The organism is Stutzerimonas zhaodongensis (assembly GCF_003696365.1).
In the GTDB taxonomy this organism is placed as follows: domain Bacteria; phylum Pseudomonadota; class Gammaproteobacteria; order Pseudomonadales; family Pseudomonadaceae; genus Stutzerimonas; species Stutzerimonas zhaodongensis.
The window spans coordinates 846,295-867,350 of record NZ_RFFM01000001.1; the positions used below are offsets into that span (position 1 = coordinate 846,295).

Sequence of the window (21,056 nt, forward strand, 5' to 3'; positions counted from 1 at the left end):
GTCAGCTGGTTTTGCCTGCTGCATTGGGGGCACGGTCTATCTGTCGCCGATTGGGCGTATCATTGCCCGGCGTTCAAAAGTCAGTGCAGGAGAAAGTCGCAATGCAAGGTCAGCCACAAGTCATCGAATATCTAAAAGAACTGCTGCGTGGGGAGCTGGCGGCGCGCGATCAGTATTTCCTGCACTCGCGCATGTACGCGGATTGGGGCTTCACCAAGCTTTACGAGCGGATCAACCACGAGATGGAAGAGGAAACCCAGCACGCCGATGCGCTGCTCAAGCGAATCCTGTTCCTCGAAGGCACTCCGGACATGACGCCAGAGCCGATGCATCCGGGCCATACGGTACCCGAGATGCTGCGCAGCGACCTGGCGCTGGAGTACAAGGTGCGCGAAGCGCTGGCCAAGGGCATTACTCTGGCCGAACAGCACAACGACTACCAGACTCGCGACATTCTCGCGTTGCAGCTGATGGATACCGAAGAAGATCACGCCTACTGGCTCGAGCAGCAGTTGGGCATGATCGACCGCATCGGCTTGCAGAATTACCTGCAGACGCAGGCGAGCTGATTCACTAGGCGGACAGCACGAAGCCAGGCGCGATGCCTGGCTTCGTCGTTTCTGGTTAGGTCAGATGCGGAAGCGACTGACCATCGTCTGCAGCTGGCTGCCAAGGCGCGCAAGCTCCACGCTCGACGCCGCCGTTTCCTCACTGGCTGCCGCCGTCTGCTCAGACACGTCACGTACATTGACTACGCTGCGGCTGATTTCTTCGGCTACGGCGCTCTGCTCTTCGGCAGCAGTGGCAATCTGCTGATTCATCGCCTGGATGTTCGACACCGTGCTGGTGATGCGCGCCAGTGAGGTGCCTGCGCGGCGGGTCAACTCGACACTGCTCTCGGTAAGGTTACGGCTGTTCTGCATGATGGCAGAGACCTGCTGGGTGCCGCTCTGCAGCGCCGTGACCAGCTGCTCGATCTCTTCGGTGGACTTCTGCGTGCGCTGGGCCAAACCGCGCACTTCGTCGGCGACTACGGCAAAGCCGCGTCCGGCTTCGCCAGCTCTGGCAGCTTCGATCGCGGCGTTGAGCGCCAGCAGGTTGGTCTGCTCGGCCACCGCACGGATCACGCCCATCACGCTGCCGATCTTGTCGCTATCGCTTTGCAGCGCATTCATCGCTTCCGAGGAGCGGATGACTTCGCTGGCCATGCGTTCGATCTGCGTTACAACCTCTGCCACTACCCGGTCACCTTCGCGTGCCTCATGGTCAGCGTCGGTGGCGGCCTGCGCAGCTTGCTCGGCATTGCGGGCAACTTCCTGAACGGTTGCCGACATCTCATGCATGGCCGTTGCCACCTGATCGGTCTCTTCCTTCTGGCTGTTGACCCCCGCACTTGTCTGCGTGGTTACGGCCGACAACTCTTCGGCCGCACTGCTGATCTGACTGACGCCGTCGCGAATGCCGCCGATCAGCTCGCGCAGCGTCGAACCCATCTGTTGAATGCCTTGCTGCAAGACGCCCAGCTCGTCGCGGCGGGTGATGGCCGCAGTGGCCGTCAGGTCGCCTGAGGCGATGCGTTCCACGTCCGCCAGTGTGGTGCGCAGGGGAAGTATGATCTGGCGAGTGATCAGCCAGGCCGCAAGAACGCCGAGCAGCAAGGCCAGCGCCGTGCTGATCACCAGACGGCTACGTGCCTCACCGCTCTCGATGTCCAGGCGATTGAGCTGAAACTCGTACAGGGCGTCGCTGATACGTACGATTTCCTTCTGCTGGTCGGTCATCTCCTGACGTGCCTTGGCGATCGCCTGGGTAGCGCTCGCCAACGTGGCTATCGCAGTGCGGTACTCGCCCAACACGGCGCGAATCTCGCTGGCGGCATTGCCACCGAGCTGGTCAATCACGCGTTGGTGCTTGTCCATCGTGGCCAGCGCGGCGTCGAGCTGGGAATTGACCGCGCTGATGTTTTCAGCGGTGGGCGAGGCCAGGTAGATGCGCAGCAGATATTGCGCCTGCTTGATCTCTTCCCTGACCTGGGTGATGGCCAGCAGCTGATCGAAGCGTTGTTCGTCGTATTCGGGCAACTGCACGACTCGCGCATTGATAGCGTCAGTGAGCGCGCTCAGCCGGACAGCGTCTCTGTCGATGGTCTGCTGTGCTCCGTTTGCCTGCGCATAGGCTTGGCGCATATCGCCGAGCGAGCGCTGATACTGCTCGTTGTAGCCGGCCTGTTCCTTGAGCATCGCGACGTTCACGGGGTTTTTGAATGCGTTGAGCAGCTTGGTCTGTTGGGCCAGGTAGATATCGAGGTTCTTGTCCAGCCGCTCGGTGGACTCCGTGTCGCCGTTGGCCAGCATGAACTGCAGACGCGCAATGCGCAGCCCGGTGAGCGTATTGTTGAGGTGCGATATCTCGGTCATCCAGCCGCTGCGTTGGATCACGCCTCCCAAGCTGCCCCAGCCACTCCAGGCAAGGATCACTGTGAGAACCAGAACGGCGCCAAAGCCCATCGCGAGCTTGCGGCTGACGCCAACGTTGCCAAACCACTTATTCATTCGGATACCAATTCAAAGGACGATCAGAAGGCCGCGACGTCATGTCAGCAGCAAAGGTGCGCCCCGGTTCTCGGCATGGAAAACACGGACTTTAGTGTGTCGCTAATATGGCGCCATAAATTCGACAAATGGTTGTCGAGGCTTCTGCGACGCTGGCGCTTTGGTGGGAAGTCACATCGAGCCTGTCACGACCTCCTGCAACAGCTGCCATTGCTCGCCATGGGCGAATGAGTGGGCGGGCACGTAGCCACCGGGGTGCAAGCGCGCCAGGCCAGCGGTGACTACCGCAGCGGGCTCAATGGGATTTGAGCGTGCAGCCGGACTCCAAGTCCTTGAGGATCGGGCAATCCGGCCGGTCGTTGCCCTGACAGCTGTTGACCAGTTCCTGCAGGGTGTCGCGCAGGCCTACCAGCTCTTCGATTTTCCGGTTCAGCGCGTCTATGTGCGCGCCGGCCAGCGCTTTTACGTCGGCACTTGCGCGTTGGCGGTCCTGCCAGAGGGTGAGCAGTTTGCTGACCTCTTCGAGCGAAAACCCCATGTCCCGCGACCGCTTGATGAAGGCAAGGCGGTGCAAATCCTCTTCGCCGTAGTGGCGGTAGCCGTTGGCGCTGCGTCCGGCCGGTGAGATCAGGTCAATCGATTCGTAGTAGCGAATCATCTTTGCCGACAATCCGCTTTTCCTTGCTGCTTGCCCAATGTTCATACTGAGTACCAACGATCTTGAGGGTTGTGGGTTGGTCGCTGCGCTTACTCCTCCGGCTTCCAGCGTTTGAGCAACAGCGCGTTGCTGACCACGCTGACGCTGGACAGCGCCATCGCCGCGCCGGCGACCACCGGGCTGAGAAAGCCAAAGGCTGCCAGCGGAATGCCCACCAGGTTGTAAATGAAAGCCCAGAACAGGTTTTGCTGGATCTTGCGATAGGTGCGGCGACTGATATCGAGCGCAGCGGGGACTAGTTGTGGATCGCCCCGCATCAGCGTAATGCCAGCAGCATGCATGGCGACGTCCGTGCCGCCACCCATGGCGATACCGACATCGGCTGCGGCCAGTGCCGGCGCGTCGTTGATGCCGTCGCCGACCATGGCAACCACTGCGCCGTCTTTTTTCAACTGCGCGACGGTTGCCGCCTTGTCTGCCGGCAGGACCTCCGCGTGCACGCTGTCGATCTGCAGCGCTTCGGCTACCACTCGGGCGCTGCCTCGGTTGTCCCCGGTTATCAGGTGGCTACGGATGTGCCGCGCATTCAAAGCCGCTACCGCCTCAGCAGCACCTTCTTTGAGGCTGTCGCCGAAAGCGAACAGGCCGAGCACTCGCGGCTGCGGTGCGGTCTCGATCAGCCATGACAGGGTGCGCCCTTCGGCTTCCCACGCTTGCGCCTGACTGGCCAGTTCACCCGGCTGCAAACCGCTGTCATCGAGCAGCCGACGATTGCCCAGCGCCAGCGAACGGCCGTTGAGATCACCCGCAATGCCGCGACCGGTAAGTGACTGGCTGCGCTCAACCTCGCCCACGGCGAGCCCTGCTTCTTCGCAGCGGTCGAGCACCGCACGAGCCAGCGGATGCTCACTACCGCGCTGCAGTGCCCCGGCTTCGCGCAACAGCGCAGATTCATCGCCGTCGACGGCGTGCAGATGCACGATGCGCGGCTTGCCGGACGTCAACGTGCCGGTCTTGTCGAAGGCAACCGCGGTCACGGCGTGGGCGACCTCCAGCGCTTCGGCATCCTTGATCAGGATGCCGTGCCGTGCAGCGACGCCCGTGCCTGCCATGATCGCGGCAGGTGTTGCCAGGCCAAGGGCGCAAGGACAAGCGATGACCAGGACCGATACGGCATTGAGCAAGGCGATTTCAGCCGATGCGCCCGCGAGCAACCAGCCGGCGAGTGTCAGCAGGGCAATGACCAGCACCGCCGGGACGAACACCTGGCTGACCTTGTCCACCAGCTTCTGAATAGGGGCCTTGGCGGCCTGAGCGTCTTCGACCAGACGGATGATGCGTGCCAGCACCGTCTCGGCACCTAAAGCGGTGGTGCGCACAAGCAGCCGGCCTTCGCCGTTGATGGCCCCGCCCGTTATGCGATCACCCGGCACTTTGCTCACTGGAAGACTTTCGCCGCTGATCAGCGCTTCGTCCGCCTGGCTTTCGCCCTCGACCACCTCTCCGTCGACCGGGAAGCGTTCGCCGGGCTTTACCAGTATCAGGTCGTCCAGGCCCAGGGCGGCGATTGCTACGTCCTCCTCACGCCCATCAACGACCCGCACGGCACGGTCGGGGCGTAGTGCCTCGAGGGCGCGGATCGCGGCGCTGGTCTGGCGCTTGGCGCGGCTTTCGAGGTACTTGCCCAGCAGCACCAGAGCGATGACGACGGCTGAAGCCTCGAAGTAAAGGTGCGGCATTTGTCCCGCCGGCGCAGCCCACCATTGGTAAAGGCTCAAGCCGTAGCCGGCACTGGTGCCGATCGCGACGAGCAGATCCATGTTGCCGGCGCCGGCGCGCACTGCTTTCCAGCCGGCTACATAGAAACGCGCACCGAGGATGAACTGCACGGGTGTGGCCAGTAGAAACTGCGCCCACGCAGGGAGCATCCAGTGTTGTCCGAACAGGTCGCCGACCATCGGCAACACCAGCGGTGCCGCCAGTAGCAATGCGGCGATGACCGCCCAGCGTTCCCAACGTAGCCGGGTTTCGGCTTTTTCGGCAGCGGGCTGGTTGTCCCTCTCGCCCTGAGCCTTGTAACCCGCCGCTTCGACGGCCTGGATCAGCACGGCTGGATCGAGCGAGCCCAACACCTCGATACGCGCCCGCTCGTTTGCAAGATTTACCGATGCGCTGCGTACGCCGGGCACCTTGAGCAGCGCGCGCTCGACACGGCCGACGCAGCTGGCGCAGGTCATCCCCTCGATCGCCAGTTCAAGGCTCTGCACCGGAACCCCGTAGCCCGCTTTCTCTACTGCCTGCACCAGGCCCGCAAGATCGGCTCCGTTGGCTTGCACCCGCACCTGCTCAGCTGCGAAATTGACCGCGGCACTGTCGACGCCAGGCACCTTCAACAGGGCTCTCTCGACCCGGCCGGCGCAGCTGGCGCAGGTCATGCCGGATATGGGCAGTGTATAGGTGGCGCTGGTCATGGTTCGCTCCGGTTGCAGCCTGGATTTGATAATGCTCAACCTTGACCCGATGGCAAGGTCAAGCAGAGCGACAGCTGGCCGCGGCAAGTCCATTGACCTTAACACCGTGGCAAGGTCGAACATCAGAACAGTGCTATCAGCCCATCAGGAGTGACCCATGCAGACGTTCAATGTTGAAGGCATGACCTGCGCCCATTGTGAGCGCGCCGTGATCAATGCAATCCAGGTCCGCGACGCGGACGCCAGGGTCGAAGTGGATCTGGGTGCGGGCGTGGTGCGCGTGGATGGCCGGCTCGATGACACGACGATTCGCGAGGCAATCGAGGAGGAGGGCTATCAGGTTCGGTAAGTCGTAGCGGCAGCGGTGCTGCCGCGGCCGATTCAGTGCTTGGCGGTGCTGTCCCAGTCTTTGACCAGACCGCGGAACATGGGGTCGATGAGTGCTGCGCAGTCCTTTTCCGGATCGAACAGCGTGGAGTCCCGGGTCCAGTCGCTGAACAGCCCAACGATCAGCGCGTGCAGGCTGAGCGCAGCCAGCCGCGGGGTGACGCCCGGCTGCAGACTGCCTGATGCACTTTCCAGCAGCTTTTCACAGAGCTCGATGAACAAGTTGATGAAGGCGTGGTGACGCTCCTCAGCCTCGCGCAGTTCGTCGGTGAACTCGCAACGGTGCAGCAGAATGGTCATGACCCGGCGCTTCTGCTCGTCGCGCCCGAGCGCGCTGATGCCCTCGATGCAGAGGTCGTAAAGCGTGCGCATGGGTTGCTGCTGGGTGCAGCTGGTCAGCCGTTCGGTCATCTGCTCGGGAGGCAGCCGAACCTGATTGAGCATCTCGTGAAACAGGTGCGCCTTGTTCTGGAAGTGCCAGTACACCGCGCCGCGCGTAACGCCGGCATCGCGAGCGATCTGGTCGAGGCTGGTGTGCGCTACGCCTTTGTCGAGAAACAATCGTTCAGCCGAGGCGAGCAGGGCGATGCGGGTCTTTTCGGCGTCTTCTTTAGTTCTTCGCATGGATGAGCTACGGCAGCCTGACGCTGCATTGGAAGGCCCTTATTGGGCGGGCGATGCGGAGTTCGTCCTTCAACATCTGCAACTTCGAGTGTTTACAATCGTCTGTGTATGTAACAGCATCTCAGCTTCTCTGTAAACGTTCGATCTCGGCCGCGCCTCTATTGCGAGTCGATCTTCAGCCTTTTTTGCTCCGCGAGTTTTTCCAATGCCTCTTCCGATTTTGCTCATCCTGGGCGCGCTTAGCGCGTTCGGCCCGTTGGCCATCGATTTCTACCTGCCAGCCTTTCCCTCGATGGCGCGCGCTTTTGCCACAGACGTCGAGCATGTTCAGCTATCGCTGGCCGCCTACTTCGTGGGTCTGGCCCTGGGCCAGCTCTTCTATGGGCCGCTGGCCGATCGCTACGGCCGTCGCTGGCCGCTGTTGGCTGGCGTCACGTTATTCACCCTGGCTTCGCTGGCGTGCGCTTTTGCACCATCGCTGGACTGGTTGATTGCGGCACGCTTCATCCAGGCGTTGGGCGGTTGCGCCGGCATGGTGATCACGCGTGCTGTGGTACGAGACAGCTGCGATCCGGTGCAAGGGGCCAAGGTATTTTCCCAGCTGATGCTGGTGATGGGGCTGGCGCCGATTCTGGCGCCGCTGGGAGGCGGGCTGTTGCTTAACGCGTTTGGCTGGCAATCGATCTTCGTTTCGCTGACGGCCTTCAGTGCGCTCTGCGGAATTGCGGTTGCACTACGGTTGCCGGAAACCCTTGCTGCCGATGCGCCCAAGCACCCGTTGAGCGGCACGGTCAAACGTTACATCGCCCTGTTCGGTGATCGGGAGTTCGTTGCGTTTGCCCTTGCTGGTGGCGTGGCTATGGCGGGCATGTTCGGTTATATCGCCGGCTCGCCTTTTGTCTTCATCGAGTTGTACGGCGTGCCGGCCGAGCACTACGGCTGGCTGTTCGGCAGCAATGCGGCAGGTTTCATCATCGTCTCGCAGATCAATGCGCGGCTGCTGCGACGGCGTGGGCCGGGCTTCTGGTTGCGACGCTTCGTCTGGTTCTATTTCGCCTGTGGAGCGGCCTTGCTGCTGGTCGCGCTTAGCAAGCCGGATGCGCTCTGGCCGTTGCTGATTCCGCTGTTTGCGGGGCTTGCCAGCCTTGGCAGCATTCTGCCGAACGCTACCGCTTGTGCCATGGCGCAACAGGGCAAGCAAGCCGGGTTGGCGTCGGCGCTAATGGGCAGCTTGCAATTCTGCGTGGCGGCCGTGGCATCGGCTGCGGTTGGTTGGTTGCACAATGGAACGGCGGTGCCCATGGCATTGGTGATCTGCGTGTGCGCGCTGTTGGCCGGATGCCTGGCCTGGTACACCGGTCAGATTGCGCTCGCACAGCGCAGCGAAGGAGCCGCCTCGTGATGAGGCGGCGTTTGCCCTGATTCAGAACCCTTCGAGAACGATCTTGCCCTTTGCCTTGCCGCTCTCGATGAAGGCATGAGCGCGGCGCAGATTTTCGGCGCTGATGGTTCCGTAATGCTCGCCCAGGGTGGTCTTGAGCACGCCGCTGTCGATCAGTTCGGCGACTCTGTTGAGCAGCCGGTGCTGTTCGATCATGTCTGGCGTCTGATACAGCGAGCGGGTGTACATCAGTTCCCAGTGCAGAGAGAGGCTCTTGCGCTTGAGCAGGCTGATGTCGAGGCTCGCTGGATCGTCGATCAATGCCATGCGCCCCTGGGGCCGCAACGCTTCTACAATCTGGGGTAGGTGCAGGTCGGTGTGGGTCAGGCTCGCGACATGGGTGACATCGTCGATGCCATGGTCCTTCAGCGCTTGGGCCAGCGGCTGGCTGTGATCGATCACCTCGTGGGCGCCCAGCTCACGGACCCAATCCTGAGTTTCGCTGCGTGAGGCAGAGCCGATGACCTGCAACGCTGTGAGCTGACGCGCCAGTTGAGTGAGGATCGAGCCAACGCCGCCCGCTGCACCGATGATCAGCAAGCGCTGGCCTTGGTCTTTCTGTCCTTCGCTGATCTGCAGGCGCTCGAACAGCAGCTCCCAAGCAGTGATCGAGGTCAGAGGAAGCGCCGCGGCTGCAGCGAAGTCGAGCGATGCGGGCTTGCGCCCGACGATGCGCTCATCGACCAGATGCAGCTGGCTGTTGGCGCCTGGTCGGTCCAGCGCGCCAGCGTAGAACACTTCGTCGCCTGCCTTGAACAGCGTGACCTCACTGCCCACTGCACGTACCACGCCCGCTACGTCCCATCCAAGCACCTGATGCTGGCCGTCTTCGGGCTGGACACGCATGCGGATCTTGGTATCCACCGGATTGACTGAAATGGCACGCACCTCTACCAGCAGATCGCGTGGGCCCGGTGTGGGATCGGGGAGTTCGATATCGAGCAACGAGCGCGGGTCGTCGACAGGCAGGGATTGCTGGTAGCCGATGGCTTTCATGATGGTCTCCGTCATGGATGAATGTTGAGTGCCGCCATGTTCGGCTTTCGGGTTGCGAAGAAAAACCGCATATTCCGCAGAGGCTCTTTCAACGGAATATTGAAAATGCTACGTACCGATGACCTGCACGTGTTCGTGCTTACCGCTGAGTTGGGGAGCCTGTCTGCTGCAGCGCGCCGGCTGGAGCTCTCGCCCGCTGTGGCAAGCGCGGCGCTCAAGCGGCTGGAGGCGAGTCTGGGCTGCCGTTTGTTGGTGCGCTCGACCCGCAGTCTGAGGCTGACGGGAGAAGGTGAGCAGTACCTACCTCACGCGCGCGCCGCCCTGCAGAGTCTGTTGGCCGGCCAACAGCTGTTGGCGGGTGGCAAGGCCACCATCAGTGGTCCGTTGCAACTGTCGGCACCGTCGGATTTCGGCCGCAACGTGTTGCTCCCCTGGCTGGACGAGTTCCAGCTGCAGCACCCGTTGCTGAGTGTTCGCCTGCTGCTGGCGGATCGGAATGCTGACCTCTTCCGGCAACCAGTGGATATTGCCCTGCGCTACGGCCAACCGGAGGACTCCAGCCTGGTGGCTCTCCCAGTGGCGGCTGCCAATCGACGTGTACTTTGTGCTTCACCGGCGTATCTGGCACTGCACGGAGAGCCCCATTCGCTAGATGAGCTGGGCGAACATAATTGCCTGCGCTTCATGCTGACGGGACGAGTTCACGAGCGCTGGGTTTTTCATGATGGCCGACGCGAACTGCAACAGCAGGTGTCCGGTGACCGTGTCAGTGACGACGCTGACGTGGTGCGTCGCTGGGCGCTAGCGGGGCAGGGGGTGGTGTACAAGTCCTGGCTGGACGTCGCGCAGGATGTCCAGGCGGGAAGGTTGGTGGTGTTGATGCCGCAGTTGCAGGGAGAAATGGCGCCACTGAACCTGATCTGTGCCCACCGAGCACATCTCGGCGAAACCCTTCGACTACTGCGCGAGCATCTCGTCACGCGGTGCCAGACGCTGCTGGAACGAGCGCCATTTCGCAACGATACGGGCCGCTGATGCGGCCCGTTGCGTCACTTGGCAAGGCGGGCGTCGAGGCTGTTCTGCGCCAGCCGGCGCGCCTGATCCTCGGTCATGCCCAGGCTGTCGTGCAGGGCCATGAAGTTCTCGGTCACATAGCCGCCAAAGTAGGCCGGGTCGTCAGAGTTCACGGTGACCTTCACTCCCTGCTCCAGCATTTGCAGGATGTTGTGCTGGCTCATGTCATCGAACACGCAAAGCTTGGTATTCGACAGTGGGCAGACCGTCAGTGGAATCTGCTCATCGATCAGCCGCTGGATCAGCTTCGGATCTTCTGCCGCGCGGACGCCATGGTCGATGCGGCTGACCTTTAGCAGATCCAGCGCTTCCCAGATGTATTGCGGTGGGCCTTCTTCGCCGGCGTGAGCGACGGCAAGGAAACCCTCAGCGCGTGCCTTGGCGAATACCCTTTCGAACTTGCTTGGTGGATGACCCATTTCAGAGCTGTCCAACCCTACCGCAAAGAACGCATCGCGGAATGGCATCGCCTGCTCCAAGGTCTTGAAGGCCTCTTCTTCCGGGAGGTGGCGCAGGAAGCTGAGAATCAGCCCACTGCTGATACCCAGCAGTTCTCGACCGTCTGCGAGCGCGCCGCTTATCCCGCGCATGGCCACTTCAAATGGAATGCCGCGATCTGTATGCGTCTGCGGGTCGTAGAAGGGCTCGGTGTGCACAACGTTCTGCTCTTCGCATTTCTGCAGATAAGCCCAGGTCAGGTCGTAGAAGTCCTGCTCGGTCCGCAGCACATCGGCACCGGCGTAATACAGATCGAGAAACTCCTGCAGATTGCCGAAGTTGTAGGCACTGCGTAGCGCATCGACATCTTTCCACGGCAGAGCGATCTTGTTTCGCTCGGCCAGGCGGAACAGCAATTCCGGTTCGAGCGAGCCCTCCAAATGCAAGTGAAGTTCGGCTTTGGGCAAGGCGTTGAGCCAGTCGTACATGAGAAACCTCGTCCGAAAAAATTGTGCACATTTAATCACGCCAGGTGGGTTGACCCCAGAGTCAGATGCCTTGAGCCACCGGGCCTACTACTCCAAGAGCACGACACAGGCTTAACAGTGCAATAAACAGGCACACCGCGGAAGGCCAGGGTAGCCGTGGCTGCCGTCGTTTAGCCCAAAGGTTATCCACAGTTTTGTCCACGTGTTCTGCGTATAACTTTTTAAGACGCTCATGCTACGGAATGACCGCCGAGTCAACGAACCTGATTGAGTAAAAAATCTTCAAAATCAACAGGCTTAGGCGCTGGTTGCAAACTTGCAGCTTGTTTTGGTTAAAAATTGACCGCGGATGTCTACGCCCCACTCCGCATGGGTTCGCCACGTCTGTCCCATTCTTATCCACAATTTCATGCACACAATCGGTGGAAAACAAAAAGACAAAAGGCCACGCTTTGGTGCGCGCCAAGCGTGGCCGTGAGATGAGCATGCCGATATTGGTCAGCGATCAGTTCTGCTGCGCGGGTGCAGGGGCGCGGGGGGCAGCCGGCTCGCCGACTTCTGGCTCATCGTCAGGCAGGTCAACGTCGACGTCAGGCACTGTGATGGTCTTTTCTTTCGTCCCTACGTCCACGTCAGGTGCATCCACGTCGTACTCGGGCATGTTGCCGCCTTCGACTTCAACGTTGGGAAGCGAGCCTTCCTCGGTTTGCTCGACGTCGCAACCGGCCATGCCCAAGCTAGTGAGCAGCACAACGCCGGGAATCAACCAGCTGAATCTGTATTTCATCGTCTTCACTCCTCATCACTGCGTAATGTGGATTTCGACGCCTGTGTCCGTCTATGCCAGCTTCCGGCCAGCAAGCCTCGATGTAGTAAGGACTTGTTAGAGATCGCTCAGTTCAGCCAGCGTCTACATCCATTGACCGCAGCACGATTCGGCCTCGGCTGATATCGGAGAGCATGCGCTGCAGGCGCGCGTGTTGCTCGGCTGGCAATGCCAGTTGCAATGCGGCGCCCTCGGCATCGAAGGTCTCGCTTTCGATCAATGCCTCGTACTCATTCAGACGCGCTTTGAGCAGAGCCAGCTCGGCAAAGCGGCAATGCAAACCGCAACGAACCCGGGCCACTAGTTCGATGCGCTCACCTGCCTGCAGGCATTTGGCCGCGCAGCCGCCATAGGCACGAGCGAGCCCGCCGGTGCCGAGTTGGATGCCTCCGAACCAGCGAGTCACGACCACCACCACTTGATCGCAATCCTGACCTTCGATAGCGGTCAGCATTGGCCGGCCAGCGGTGCCGCCGGGTTCGCCGTCGTCGCTGAATCGATATTGATTGCCGATCTTCCAGGCCCAGCAGTTGTGCGTAGCGCTGAGGTCACTGACTGCCTGAATGAATGCCTGGGCCTCCTCCGGGCTGGCGACCGGCGCGGCCTTGGCGATAAAGCGGCTCTTGCGGATGGATTCCTGATATTCGCAAGGGGCGGAGAGGGTAGACGTCATGGTGCAACAGGTTTTCGGATGGGCTGCGTAGTGTAGCGGCGACTGCGCCCAGTCGGGCCGTTTAGCGGCGTGGCGCTATCAGTTCATGACCATTCAGTAGATCTGGATGAACTTTGCAGCATGTTACGGCCACGAATTCCATGTTGGGTCTCGAAGCCCTATCTCTCCCACGACTCGAAACGGAGGAAACCATGCTCGATTCCAAGTACGAGGCTTGCATCCAGGCTTGTTCCAACTGCGCCATCGTATGCGAAACCTGTGCTGCGTCCTGCCTACGCGAAGAAGACGTGAAGATGATGGCCCGCTGCATCGAGCTGGACCGCGACTGCGCGGATCTTTGCGCGCTCGCTGCCACGCTTATGGCGCGTGACAGCAAGCTGGCGCAGGAGATGTGCCGGATCTGTGCTCAGGTTTGCCGCGATTGCGCGCAAGAGTGTGGCAGCCACAACATGGACCACTGCCAGGCGTGTGCCGAGGCCTGCCGCACCTGTGCCGAAGAGTGCGAAAAGATGGCAGCTTGATCGAAAGCAGCTGTATGCAAAGGCCGGTCAGCGTAGCTGCCGGCCTTTTTTCATGCCAGCCAGTCCAGCGTCAGGATCAGCCGCTTCTTATCCGGTGCAGCGAGTGGAGAGCGGTGAATGATTCCTGCGCCTTCGTTCCCTTGCCACTTTTCGCCTTTGAACAACGCGACCTCGCCTGCATTCAATTGCTCGATAAGGGCAGCATCAAAGGGTTCAGCGGCCGCCTCGCCGAGTCGGCGACGCGACATGGCGTCTTCGCGTAGCCACTCGCTGGCGGCGCCGGCGTAGGTGGTGATCAGCCTCAGCGGCACGTGATCGACATGGAAGCGCGGGCACATTGACTTGTCCAGCACGCGCAAGCGCACCCCGATGCGCCGCGCGTCCAGCAGGAAGGAAAAGGCGCGGACGAGCCAGGCGACATCGGCTATGAACCCGGCGTGCCCGGCAATGCCCTGGTAGGCAGCGGCCAGCGTCGGCATATGCGAAGCGCCGTGGGCGTCTGGCTCGACTGTCAGCGACTCGGCCAGCGGTTCGTCCAGCGCCAACAATGTGTGGGCGAAGTCAGCGATGTGCGAGGGCAACTGACGCCTCCAGACCGTGAGGTTCACTCCATCGGTCAGCGCATCTCCAAGTACCGCTGGCGTGTCACCGAATACTTGCCGCGGTGATTCGCGGACCAATTGTCGCGCCAACATCATGCAACCTCCTCCAGCCAGGGCACGAAGGGGTCATCCATGCTTAGCCAATGGTCGGCGCCGAGGACGAATTCCGTGTCGGTAAGCAGGCAGGCATCAAGATCGGCACGCAGCTGAGTGAAGTCGATGTTCTGGCCGATGAAGACCAATTCCTGCCGACAATCGCCACAACCCTCGTCCCATTTCTGCTCGATTGCGATGCGCGACTCGTCGTCCTCTGGCCATTGCTCATCAGGTGTGTAACGCCACCAGCGCCCGGCATAGTCATAGCGCATCAACCCGCCGGCCTGTGACCAACTGCCTGCTTCTTCAGGCCGGCTCGCCAGCCAGAAATAGCCCTTCGAGCGCAGCAAGCGGCCATTGGTCCACTCACGATTGAGGAAGTCATGAAAGCGCCGGGGATGAAAGGGGCGCCGCGCGAGGTAGGCTGTCGAGGCGATGCCGTATTCCTCGGTCTCCGGTACGTGTTCGCCGCGCATTTCCTTCAGCCATCCCGGTGCCTCGGCGGCGCGCTCGAAGTCGAAGCGACCGGTATCGAGAATCTTGGCCAGCGGTACCTGGCCCATGGTTATCGGCAGGATTTCCGCGTGTGTATTCAGGCGGCCCAGGATCGCCATGAGCTCCTCACGTTCAGCGCTTGAGATCAGGTCGATCTTGCTGATGAGCACTACATCGGCGAACTCGACCTGCTCGATGAGCAGCTCGGTAATCGAGCGCTCATCGTCTTCCCCAAGCGTTTCGCCACGGCTCGCCAGGCTCTCGGCCTCATGGAAGTCGCGCAGAAAATTCACCCCGTCAACCACAGTGACCATAGTGTCCAGTCGCGCCAGGTCGGCAAGGCTCTGGCCTAGCTCGTCGCGGAAGGTGAAGGTTTCGGCCACCGGCAGCGGCTCGGAAATCCCGGTGGACTCGATCAGCAGATAATCGAAGCGCCCCTCGCGGGCGAGCTTGCCGACCTCTTCGAGTAGGTCCTCGCGCAAGGTGCAGCAGATGCAGCCGTTGCTCATCTCGACCAATTTTTCTTCGGCGCGGTTGAGGGTCACGTCGCGCTGGACTTCGCCGCCGTCAATATTGATTTCGCTCATGTCATTGACGATGACCGCGACTCGGCGGCCTTCACGGTTTTTAAGAATATGGTTGAGCAGCGTGCTTTTGCCGGCACCAAGAAAGCCGGACAGCACGGTTACGGGGAGGCGGTTCATGGCGATCTCTCAGGCAGTTCGTTGGTGTTTCTCGCGCTCTTCCTGGCGCTCTTTGGCTTCGATGCTCAGCGTCGTGGTCGGGCGCAGCAACAGCCGCTTCAGGCCGATGGGTTCGCCGGTTTCGGCGCACCAGCCGTATTCGCCACGGGCCAGGCTATCGAGGGAATCGTCGATCTTGTCGAGCAACTTTTTTTCCCGTTCGAGCAAGCGCAACTGCCACTGACGCTGCTCCTCGGCGGTGCCGATGTCGGAAGGGTCGCTGCTGGGCTCGTAGTCGCGCAGTTGCTGGAATTCGTCGGCAATGCGTGTCTGCAATTCGGTGCGTTGACGCAGCAGCAGGTCGCGAAAGAAAGCCTGCTGTGTCTCGTTCATGTAGGCATCGGCGGGTTGGGCGAGCAGTTCGGCTTCAGTCATGGCGGGGTACGCGGTGGGTGTAATGCTATAGTTATAACATAACACTAAGCGTTCAGCTCAATATGAAAACCTATGCCAGTCAGGCTGCAAAAAATGTGCGGTGAAGAGGCCTCTAGAATGAGCGTCGACGTGGTCAACCGTCGACGTTCGTGCGTGCAAGCATTGCTGCGCGCTACAGTAGCTGCCCGTATGACCCTTATCGGTAGCGCCGTGACAGACCAGACCCCGCAACCACCACGCCGACGGCTCACCGCGAGCAAGACTGCCAAGCTTAAAGGTGCCGCGCGCGAACCCAGCGCCAGCGCCGTCGACCGACGCACGCGCATGATCGAAAGCAAGCGGACCAACATCATCGATGCAGCCCTTGGTCTCTTTTCCCGCTTTGGCCTCTACGGCACAAGCCTTGATCAGATTGCAACCCAGGCCGACGTCTCCAAAACCAACCTGCTGTACTACTTCGGCAGCAAGGAGGAGTTGTACGTCAGCGTGCTGCGCCAGTTGCTCGAGGTCTGGCGGCAGCCGTTGCAGGCGTTCTCGGCCGACCAGGAACCGGTCGAGGCGATCAAGAACTACCTGCGCGCCAAACTTGAACTCTCGCGGGATCATCCCGCCGAATCACGGCTGTTCTGCATGGAAATAATGCAGGGCGCGCCGCTGATGCAGAGCGAGCTGGAACAGCCTTTGCGCGAACTCGTCGAAAGCAAGGTCGCGGTGATCCAAGGCTGGATCGATGCTGGCAAGCTGGCACCGGTGGAGCCCCAACATTTGATCTTTTCGCTCTGGGCGACCACCCAGCACTACGCGGACTTTCGAGTACAGATCGAAGCCGTCACCGGCAGAACGCTGGATGACCCGGCGTTTTTTGAAGAGGCACTGGCGAGCTTGCAGTCATTAATCCTCAACGGGATTCGGCCACGCTGATAGTCCTCTGGGAGATCGGTGTAAAGCTCAAGTCATTATTCGGGCATGTAAAATCTTAAGCCTTTGCTCGTGGGGTCAAATCACGGCGACGTCAAAAAATTCTCCGACCGGCTGGCTGGTGTCCGCCAGCCGTGTAAAGTACGTACAGATAGCGGCCCTATCTGCTGCAGGTGCGAAGTCTCAAGGCTGTAAAATGAAATATCAGATTCGGTGAGATCATGAACAGAAAAATCGAAGCTTACGGAGTCAAGGCTGTACAACGCCCGAAAATCCAGGCGGTGAAATTGCTTGACCTTTCTGGGATATATGGTCAGCAGATTGTTAAGTCCGAGACAAAGCTGGTACTAAGAACGCACAAGCAAACTTTTAAGAAGTTGGCTGATATGTGATGAGACTAATCTTTTTCCCATTCGAGCGAGTTGTTGAAATTAATTCGTTCATTCTCGAACGTGAGCCTGGGATGAAAGGTGCAGTCGATATTGGCAAGCTCCAAGGCGCATTAGGGCGGATTGATAACGCCATCGCCTATTAAGGTTTAGATGATGTCTTTGATATTGCGTCAAAATATGCAGCCTGCATATCAGTAGCACACTCATTGCCTGATGCAAACAAACGAACCGCGCTAGCAGTTGCATTAGAGTACCTTTCATTGAACGACTATGAGTTGAGTGAAGATAACGAACTATTTGCGGATGCTTTACGGGACTTAGTCCTGGGCGTCCTTGATGAGAGCGATTTTGCTGACTTGCTTTACGCTCAATATGTCAAGGAAGCCGAGTCCGGTCGCTAGATCCTCACTCCAGATCGACTCAATTTATCGCTCAATCAACCCGCCTGTTTTCCGATAACCCAGCGCAATCTGCGCGAGCACTACCAGCGAAACGATGGGCAACAGCCCGATGTTCACTGCGGTCCAGCCCGCCTGAGCGATCAGCGCACCTGACGCAAAGGACATCACGGCGGCAACGCTGCCATTGCTCAGCTCCATCAACCCCTGTGCCCGCGCTCGCTCATTTGCCGCGTGCCCTTGGCCAAGTTGCGTGGTGCCGGCGACCAGCATCAGATTCCAGCCGATCCCGAGCAGGCAGCTGCTGATCAAAAAGTGCAAGTGACTGATACCGAGCAGGGCGACCACTGCGCTGGCAACCAGCAGCCCGCCACCGATGCAGGCCACCAGCCTGCTCCCCAACCGGTCCACCAGCGGCCCGGCGATGAACGCCGGCAGGAACATTCCAAGCATGTGCCACTGGATTACCTGGCCGCTGGCATGCAGGCTCAACCCTTCGCCGTGCATGGCCAGTGGCGTCGCGTTCATCACCAGGATCATCAGCCCATGGCCGGCTGCTGTGGTTAGAACGGCGGCGCGAACCGTTGGCCGAGTGAGCAGTTCTCGCCACGACACAGCTGAAGGTGGCGTCCGGGTCGTAGCTGTTTCAACCTTTGATGGCAGCCCCGCAAGTATCACTATTCCTATTGCGGCCAGCACGGCGATCAATAGATAGACACCGGCAAAAGGAACGCTGAGCACGTCGCGCGCCGCGCCGCCAAGCGAAGGCGCCACCAGCGCGGCAACGACACCCCCGCCGATCACACAGGCTGTCGCCCGGCCCCTGAAGGCTTCACTTACGGCTTCAAGCGCGGCAAAGCGGTAGTACATCGCCGAGGCCTGATACGCGCCAATGGGCAGCGCGCCGAGGCAGAGCAGGGTGAAGCTGTCCAGCCAAAGCGAAAGGGCGCTGGTCAGACCGCCCAGCACGCCGGCGAGTGCACCGATCAAAAAGCCGGCCCGACGGCCGCGGCGTTGCATGAGCCAGGCAATGGGTTGTAGCGCGAGAAGCCCACCGAGCATCAACAGGGCGAGCGGCAGAGTAGCCAGGCTAGGTGTCGGAGCCAGGCGCAGGCCGACAATCGAGGTGAAAATGATGCCTGTCATCGAACACGACCAGTACAGCGCCTGGGCGATGAACAGGCGCAAAACCTGTGCGTTGCTGAAAAGAAGGTGCATGGAGGCGATCCCGTTTCGCGAGTGAGCAGGCACAGCGGCGCGCGGGCAAAGTGCCGGGCTTGCTGTGATGGGTGAGCGTTCGGTCAGGGCTAGCCGAAGCGCTGAAAGAAATCTCTGGGGCTGACGGAAAGGTGCTTCTGGAAGCTGCGCCGAAGGTTTTCCGAGTGCCCGAATCCGGTCAGCCGCGCCACGGTCGCGATCGAAGCCTGCGCATCGAGCAACAGGTTGCGCGCCGCTTCCAGTCGCACCCGCTCGATGTATTGGCCCGGTCCCATGCCCGTCTCCTGATTGAACAGGCGGCACAAGGTACGAGGCGTCATATGCGCCTGCGCGGCGAGGGCTTCGATGGAAAGGTCATCGCTTAAATGGCCTGGAATCCACTCGAGCAGGATCGCGAGACGGGCTACGGTTCCTGTCGGGGCGGCGAGCATCGGGCTGAATTGAGTCTGCCCGCCTGGGCGGCGCAGAAACATCACCAACCGTTGGGCCACCGAAAGCGCCAGGGCGCGACCCAGATCATCCTCGACCAATGCCAGCGCAAGGTCGATACCAGCGGTTACGCCCGCCGAGGTGAACAGGTGCGCGGCTTCAGGAGAAGTTGGATCGTAGGTGTGCAGGCGATCGCCCTGCACCTCGATGGCTCCGTACTCACTCAGTGCATCGAGGTCCGCCCAGTGCGTAGTTGCCTTGCGGCCGTCCAACAGCCCGGCTTCGGCGAGGAGAAGCGCGCCGGAACAGACCGAGCCCAAGCGCCGAAACTTGGGTTCTGCGCCCCGTAGCCAGTCGAGCAGCGGGCCATTTTGCTGCTGCACCTGCACGCCGGCACCGCCTGGAATCAGCATCGTGTCCACTGCGTCGGGAGCGATGCACGACCACTGTGCATCGGCGACCAGCTGAAACCCCGCCGAGGTCGGCACCGCGCCGGCCTGTTCCCCTAGCAGCATCAATTCGTAGTGCGCAGGCAAGCCCTGCCGACGCCGTTCGACGTTGGCTGAGGCAAACACTTGCATCGGCCCGGTGACATCCAGGCTCATGACATCTGGGTAAACCAGGCAAGCGATGGTGCGAGTGGCGTCCATGGTGCACCTCAACGGGATGATGGATGCAGTGTGCGGGTGCTGCTTCACTGTCACAATGACAAGGTGCCCACGGATCTTGCCATTTCACTCGCTCCTCCAGTCGCCTGCCATTGCTGTTGCTCACTTGCCAGCGGCGACCGGGACTGGCTAGGCAGCCTGCAAAAAAGCGCTAAAGAACCAGGGACTCGCGAAAGCCTTCGCTATCTCACAGCCTTGCTAGCCCGCGTCCGATACTGCCCTGGCGTCATGCCCACGACACGCTTAAAGTCGTGGATGAAATGCGCCTGGTCGCTGTAGCCGCAGTCCAGTGCCGTTTCCAGCAGCGGCTCGCCCGCACGCAACGCGCTGCGCACTTTGGCCACGCGCTGGATGCGGCTGAATTGCTTGGGTGTCAGGCCCACTTGATAGCGGAACAGACGCTCCAGCTGACGCTGGCCTAGCGGCACCGCCTGGAGCAGGTCGGACAGGCGCGCACGGCCTTCGCTCGCGGCGATCTGCGTCAACAGTAGTTGTACGGGTGAACGCGGTTGATGTGTGTCCTTCAGGCAGGCCAGCAGGTGCCGCTCGACCAGCATCTGCTGATCCTCACAGCTGAGTTCGGCGAGCTGATCGACCAGCAGGGCATTGGCTGGTCGCGGCTCGTCAGCTACGCGAAATCCCGATAGCTCATCCAGGCCGGCGCCAAGAAAGGCGGCGCCCATGCCGGGTAGAAATCGCACCCCCATAAGCTTCACCTGGCCGGCCAAATGCAGGCGGGTGCTGGAAAGCTGCGGCCCGGCGACCACTACGCCAGGACTGTGGCGGTTGCCGTCGAACATCAGCGGGTCGGCGAAGTTGAATATGAGTCCGCTGCCGCCGTCCGGGTGCAGCAGCTGCTCGTCCCGGACATGGGCGAGGTCGCCTTGCAGCCACCAGAAGCGCTGGACATAGGCCGCCAGGGCAGGGCTGGGTCGGCAGGCAAAGAAGCCCTGAAGGCGCGGCAGACGTTCGTGCAGTGAGGCCATGGGGTTGCAGGTCTGAAGATGTCGAAAATCTACAATAGCGCAGCTCGGCGGCTGCGTAGCCTTGGTTCCACATCTACCGAGGAGTGACCACCATGCGCATGAACTACCAAGCCGCTGCCCCCGACGTCATCAAGGCAATGATGGCGTTGGAAACCTACCTGGCCCGGCAGAGCCGCAGTGAAGAAGGCGTCGACAAATCCCTGATGGAACTCGTGAAGATCCGTGTCTCGCAGATCAATCAATGTGCATTCTGCATTGATATGCACACCAAGGATGCCCGTGCCGGCGGTGAAACCGAGCAGCGTATCTACGCGCTGAGCGCCTGGCGCGAGACGCCTTTTTTCAGTGACCGAGAGCGTGCCGCGCTGGCTTGGGCCGAGGCAAATACGCTGTTGCCTCAAGGAGTTTCACAGCACTTGTTCGAGCAAGTGCGCGAGCAGTTTACCGAGGCACAACTTACCAATCTGACCTTGGCAATCGTGTCCATCAATGGCTGGAATCGCTTCGGCGTATCCTTCGCGCCGGTGCCAGGCGACTACCAGCCGGCGTGACAGGAGATGGACCAGAAAAGGCCGAGATATCTGGTC

At 60.8% G+C, this 21,056-nt stretch carries 22 protein-coding genes; 8 read left to right on the forward strand and 14 right to left on the reverse strand.

All coding sequences use genetic code 11. From position 1 onward, the window contains the following. The first annotated feature begins 101 nt into the window (after positions 1-101). A complete protein-coding gene (bfr, locus tag EA797_RS03770) occupies positions 102-569 on the forward strand; it encodes a bacterioferritin (RefSeq protein ID WP_122163834.1) in 468 nt (155 codons plus the stop codon). Between the two features lie 60 nt (positions 570-629). On the opposite strand, the gene EA797_RS03775 is transcribed toward bfr, so the two are convergent. The 3 genes from EA797_RS03775 to EA797_RS03785 all read right to left on the reverse strand — a co-directional run bounded on the left by EA797_RS03775 (position 630) and on the right by EA797_RS03785 (position 5,681). After that, positions 630-2,552 (reverse strand): methyl-accepting chemotaxis protein, encoded by a 1,923-nt coding sequence (locus tag EA797_RS03775; protein WP_122163835.1) that lies wholly within the window; start codon positions 2,550-2,552, stop codon positions 630-632. A gap of 295 nt (positions 2,553-2,847) precedes the next feature. Then, complete coding sequence (cueR, locus tag EA797_RS03780) at positions 2,848-3,255, reverse strand: Cu(I)-responsive transcriptional regulator (protein ID WP_122163836.1); 408 nt, start codon at positions 3,253-3,255, stop codon at positions 2,848-2,850. A gap of 44 nt (positions 3,256-3,299) precedes the next feature. Beyond that, positions 3,300-5,681 carry a heavy metal translocating P-type ATPase gene (locus EA797_RS03785; protein ID WP_122163837.1) on the reverse strand — a complete coding sequence of 794 codons (2,382 nt, stop codon included), beginning with the start codon at positions 5,679-5,681 and terminating at the stop codon, positions 3,300-3,302. 157 nt (positions 5,682-5,838) lie between these two features. Here EA797_RS03785 and EA797_RS03790 point away from each other — a divergent pair, with 157 nt between their 5' ends. After that, positions 5,839-6,030 (forward strand): heavy-metal-associated domain-containing protein, encoded by a 192-nt coding sequence (locus tag EA797_RS03790; protein ID WP_122163838.1) that lies wholly within the window; start codon positions 5,839-5,841, stop codon positions 6,028-6,030. A 32-nt stretch (positions 6,031-6,062) separates the two neighbouring features. On the opposite strand, the gene EA797_RS03795 is transcribed toward EA797_RS03790, so the two are convergent. Continuing rightward, positions 6,063-6,692, reverse strand: coding sequence for a TetR family transcriptional regulator (locus EA797_RS03795; protein WP_122163839.1), 630 nt, complete (start codon positions 6,690-6,692; stop codon positions 6,063-6,065). 205 nt (positions 6,693-6,897) lie between these two features. Between EA797_RS03795 and EA797_RS03800 the strand changes: the two genes are divergently transcribed. Next, positions 6,898-8,094, forward strand: a complete 1,197-nt coding sequence (locus EA797_RS03800; RefSeq protein WP_122163840.1) for a multidrug effflux MFS transporter — start codon at positions 6,898-6,900, stop codon at positions 8,092-8,094. A gap of 21 nt (positions 8,095-8,115) precedes the next feature. On the opposite strand, the gene EA797_RS03805 is transcribed toward EA797_RS03800, so the two are convergent. Next, positions 8,116-9,129 carry a zinc-binding alcohol dehydrogenase family protein gene (locus EA797_RS03805; protein ID WP_122163841.1) on the reverse strand — a complete coding sequence of 338 codons (1,014 nt, stop codon included), beginning with the start codon at positions 9,127-9,129 and terminating at the stop codon, positions 8,116-8,118. Positions 9,130-9,234: 105 nt separating this feature from the next. On the opposite strand from EA797_RS03805, the gene EA797_RS03810 reads away from it, so the two are divergent. Then, positions 9,235-10,164 (forward strand): LysR family transcriptional regulator, encoded by a 930-nt coding sequence (locus tag EA797_RS03810; RefSeq protein ID WP_122164674.1) that lies wholly within the window; start codon positions 9,235-9,237, stop codon positions 10,162-10,164. A 14-nt stretch (positions 10,165-10,178) separates the two neighbouring features. Here the strand turns inward: EA797_RS03810 and EA797_RS03815 are convergent, their stop codons facing one another. From EA797_RS03815 to EA797_RS03825, 3 genes are all read right to left on the reverse strand, one after another. Next, positions 10,179-11,129, reverse strand: a complete 951-nt coding sequence (locus tag EA797_RS03815) for an adenosine deaminase (RefSeq protein ID WP_122163842.1) — start codon at positions 11,127-11,129, stop codon at positions 10,179-10,181. Positions 11,130-11,634: 505 nt separating this feature from the next. After that, entirely contained in the window at positions 11,635-11,916 is a 282-nt protein-coding gene (locus EA797_RS03820) for a hypothetical protein (protein WP_122163843.1), read from the reverse strand. Positions 11,917-12,028: 112 nt separating this feature from the next. Further along, positions 12,029-12,628 carry an IMPACT family protein gene (locus tag EA797_RS03825; protein ID WP_122163844.1) on the reverse strand — a complete coding sequence of 200 codons (600 nt, stop codon included), beginning with the start codon at positions 12,626-12,628 and terminating at the stop codon, positions 12,029-12,031. A gap of 191 nt (positions 12,629-12,819) precedes the next feature. Between EA797_RS03825 and EA797_RS03830 the strand changes: the two genes are divergently transcribed. Next, positions 12,820-13,149, forward strand: a complete 330-nt coding sequence (locus tag EA797_RS03830) for a four-helix bundle copper-binding protein (protein WP_122163845.1) — start codon at positions 12,820-12,822, stop codon at positions 13,147-13,149. Positions 13,150-13,199: 50 nt separating this feature from the next. Here the strand turns inward: EA797_RS03830 and EA797_RS03835 are convergent, their stop codons facing one another. The 3 genes from EA797_RS03835 to dksA are packed head-to-tail and all read right to left on the reverse strand — an operon-like array spanning position 13,200 to position 15,460. After that, positions 13,200-13,844 (reverse strand): DUF1826 domain-containing protein, encoded by a 645-nt coding sequence (locus EA797_RS03835; RefSeq protein WP_122164675.1) that lies wholly within the window; start codon positions 13,842-13,844, stop codon positions 13,200-13,202. After that, positions 13,844-15,046, reverse strand: coding sequence for a zinc metallochaperone GTPase ZigA (zigA, locus tag EA797_RS03840; RefSeq protein WP_122163846.1), 1,203 nt, complete (start codon positions 15,044-15,046; stop codon positions 13,844-13,846). Before zigA ends, EA797_RS03835 begins: the two co-directional genes overlap by 1 nt. Before the next feature lie 9 nt (positions 15,047-15,055). Further along, positions 15,056-15,460, reverse strand: coding sequence for an RNA polymerase-binding protein DksA (gene dksA, locus EA797_RS03845; protein WP_122163847.1), 405 nt, complete (start codon positions 15,458-15,460; stop codon positions 15,056-15,058). 210 nt (positions 15,461-15,670) lie between these two features. On the opposite strand from dksA, the gene rutR reads away from it, so the two are divergent. Both rutR and EA797_RS03855 read left to right on the forward strand, forming a co-directional pair. Then, positions 15,671-16,381, forward strand: coding sequence for an HTH-type transcriptional regulator RutR (gene rutR, locus EA797_RS03850; protein WP_122164676.1), 711 nt, complete (start codon positions 15,671-15,673; stop codon positions 16,379-16,381). A gap of 218 nt (positions 16,382-16,599) precedes the next feature. Then, positions 16,600-16,770: an acetyltransferase gene (locus EA797_RS03855; RefSeq protein ID WP_122163848.1), complete on the forward strand. Its 171-nt coding sequence runs from the start codon at positions 16,600-16,602 to the stop codon at positions 16,768-16,770. Between the two features lie 425 nt (positions 16,771-17,195). Here EA797_RS03855 and EA797_RS03865 read toward each other — a convergent pair whose 3' ends face one another. The 3 genes from EA797_RS03865 to EA797_RS03875 all read right to left on the reverse strand — a co-directional run bounded on the left by EA797_RS03865 (position 17,196) and on the right by EA797_RS03875 (position 20,469). Further along, positions 17,196-18,386 carry an MFS transporter gene (locus tag EA797_RS03865; RefSeq protein ID WP_122163849.1) on the reverse strand — a complete coding sequence of 397 codons (1,191 nt, stop codon included), beginning with the start codon at positions 18,384-18,386 and terminating at the stop codon, positions 17,196-17,198. Between the two features lie 89 nt (positions 18,387-18,475). Next, positions 18,476-19,465 carry a GlxA family transcriptional regulator gene (locus EA797_RS03870; RefSeq protein ID WP_122163850.1) on the reverse strand — a complete coding sequence of 330 codons (990 nt, stop codon included), beginning with the start codon at positions 19,463-19,465 and terminating at the stop codon, positions 18,476-18,478. Between the two features lie 200 nt (positions 19,466-19,665). Beyond that, positions 19,666-20,469 carry a helix-turn-helix transcriptional regulator gene (locus EA797_RS03875; RefSeq protein WP_122163851.1) on the reverse strand — a complete coding sequence of 268 codons (804 nt, stop codon included), beginning with the start codon at positions 20,467-20,469 and terminating at the stop codon, positions 19,666-19,668. 92 nt (positions 20,470-20,561) lie between these two features. On the opposite strand from EA797_RS03875, the gene EA797_RS03880 reads away from it, so the two are divergent. Next, on the forward strand, positions 20,562-21,020 hold the full coding sequence (locus tag EA797_RS03880) for a carboxymuconolactone decarboxylase family protein (protein ID WP_122163852.1): 459 nt from the start codon (positions 20,562-20,564) through the stop codon (positions 21,018-21,020). Positions 21,021-21,056 lie beyond the last annotated feature (36 nt).

What these genes read in the sequence shown, in the direction of transcription:
- EA797_RS03775 (WP_122163835.1), bottom strand. Translation starts at nt 2,552, where the DNA reads ATGAATAAGTGGTTTGGCAACGTTGGCGTCAGCCGCAAGCTCGCGATG.
- EA797_RS03870 (WP_122163850.1), bottom strand. Translation starts at nt 19,465, where the DNA reads ATGGACGCCACTCGCACCATCGCTTGCCTGGTTTACCCAGATGTCATG.
- EA797_RS03815 (WP_122163842.1), bottom strand. Translation starts at nt 11,129, where the DNA reads ATGTACGACTGGCTCAACGCCTTGCCCAAAGCCGAACTTCACTTGCAT.
- zigA (WP_122163846.1), bottom strand. Translation starts at nt 15,046, where the DNA reads ATGAACCGCCTCCCCGTAACCGTGCTGTCCGGCTTTCTTGGTGCCGGC.
- EA797_RS03800 (WP_122163840.1), top strand. Translation starts at nt 6,898, where the DNA reads ATGCCTCTTCCGATTTTGCTCATCCTGGGCGCGCTTAGCGCGTTCGGC.
- EA797_RS03790 (WP_122163838.1), top strand. Translation starts at nt 5,839, where the DNA reads ATGCAGACGTTCAATGTTGAAGGCATGACCTGCGCCCATTGTGAGCGC.
- EA797_RS03820 (WP_122163843.1), bottom strand. Translation starts at nt 11,916, where the DNA reads ATGAAATACAGATTCAGCTGGTTGATTCCCGGCGTTGTGCTGCTCACT.
- EA797_RS03810 (WP_122164674.1), top strand. Translation starts at nt 9,235, where the DNA reads ATGCTACGTACCGATGACCTGCACGTGTTCGTGCTTACCGCTGAGTTG.
- EA797_RS03805 (WP_122163841.1), bottom strand. Translation starts at nt 9,129, where the DNA reads ATGAAAGCCATCGGCTACCAGCAATCCCTGCCTGTCGACGACCCGCGC.
- EA797_RS03830 (WP_122163845.1), top strand. Translation starts at nt 12,820, where the DNA reads ATGCTCGATTCCAAGTACGAGGCTTGCATCCAGGCTTGTTCCAACTGC.
- EA797_RS03795 (WP_122163839.1), bottom strand. Translation starts at nt 6,692, where the DNA reads ATGCGAAGAACTAAAGAAGACGCCGAAAAGACCCGCATCGCCCTGCTC.
- EA797_RS03880 (WP_122163852.1), top strand. Translation starts at nt 20,562, where the DNA reads ATGCGCATGAACTACCAAGCCGCTGCCCCCGACGTCATCAAGGCAATG.
- EA797_RS03875 (WP_122163851.1), bottom strand. Translation starts at nt 20,469, where the DNA reads ATGGCCTCACTGCACGAACGTCTGCCGCGCCTTCAGGGCTTCTTTGCC.
- dksA (WP_122163847.1), bottom strand. Translation starts at nt 15,460, where the DNA reads ATGACTGAAGCCGAACTGCTCGCCCAACCCGCCGATGCCTACATGAAC.
- EA797_RS03865 (WP_122163849.1), bottom strand. Translation starts at nt 18,386, where the DNA reads ATGCACCTTCTTTTCAGCAACGCACAGGTTTTGCGCCTGTTCATCGCC.
- EA797_RS03825 (WP_122163844.1), bottom strand. Translation starts at nt 12,628, where the DNA reads ATGACGTCTACCCTCTCCGCCCCTTGCGAATATCAGGAATCCATCCGC.
- EA797_RS03855 (WP_122163848.1), top strand. Translation starts at nt 16,600, where the DNA reads ATGAACAGAAAAATCGAAGCTTACGGAGTCAAGGCTGTACAACGCCCG.
- bfr (WP_122163834.1), top strand. Translation starts at nt 102, where the DNA reads ATGCAAGGTCAGCCACAAGTCATCGAATATCTAAAAGAACTGCTGCGT.
- EA797_RS03785 (WP_122163837.1), bottom strand. Translation starts at nt 5,681, where the DNA reads ATGACCAGCGCCACCTATACACTGCCCATATCCGGCATGACCTGCGCC.
- EA797_RS03835 (WP_122164675.1), bottom strand. Translation starts at nt 13,844, where the DNA reads ATGTTGGCGCGACAATTGGTCCGCGAATCACCGCGGCAAGTATTCGGT.
- cueR (WP_122163836.1), bottom strand. Translation starts at nt 3,255, where the DNA reads ATGAACATTGGGCAAGCAGCAAGGAAAAGCGGATTGTCGGCAAAGATG.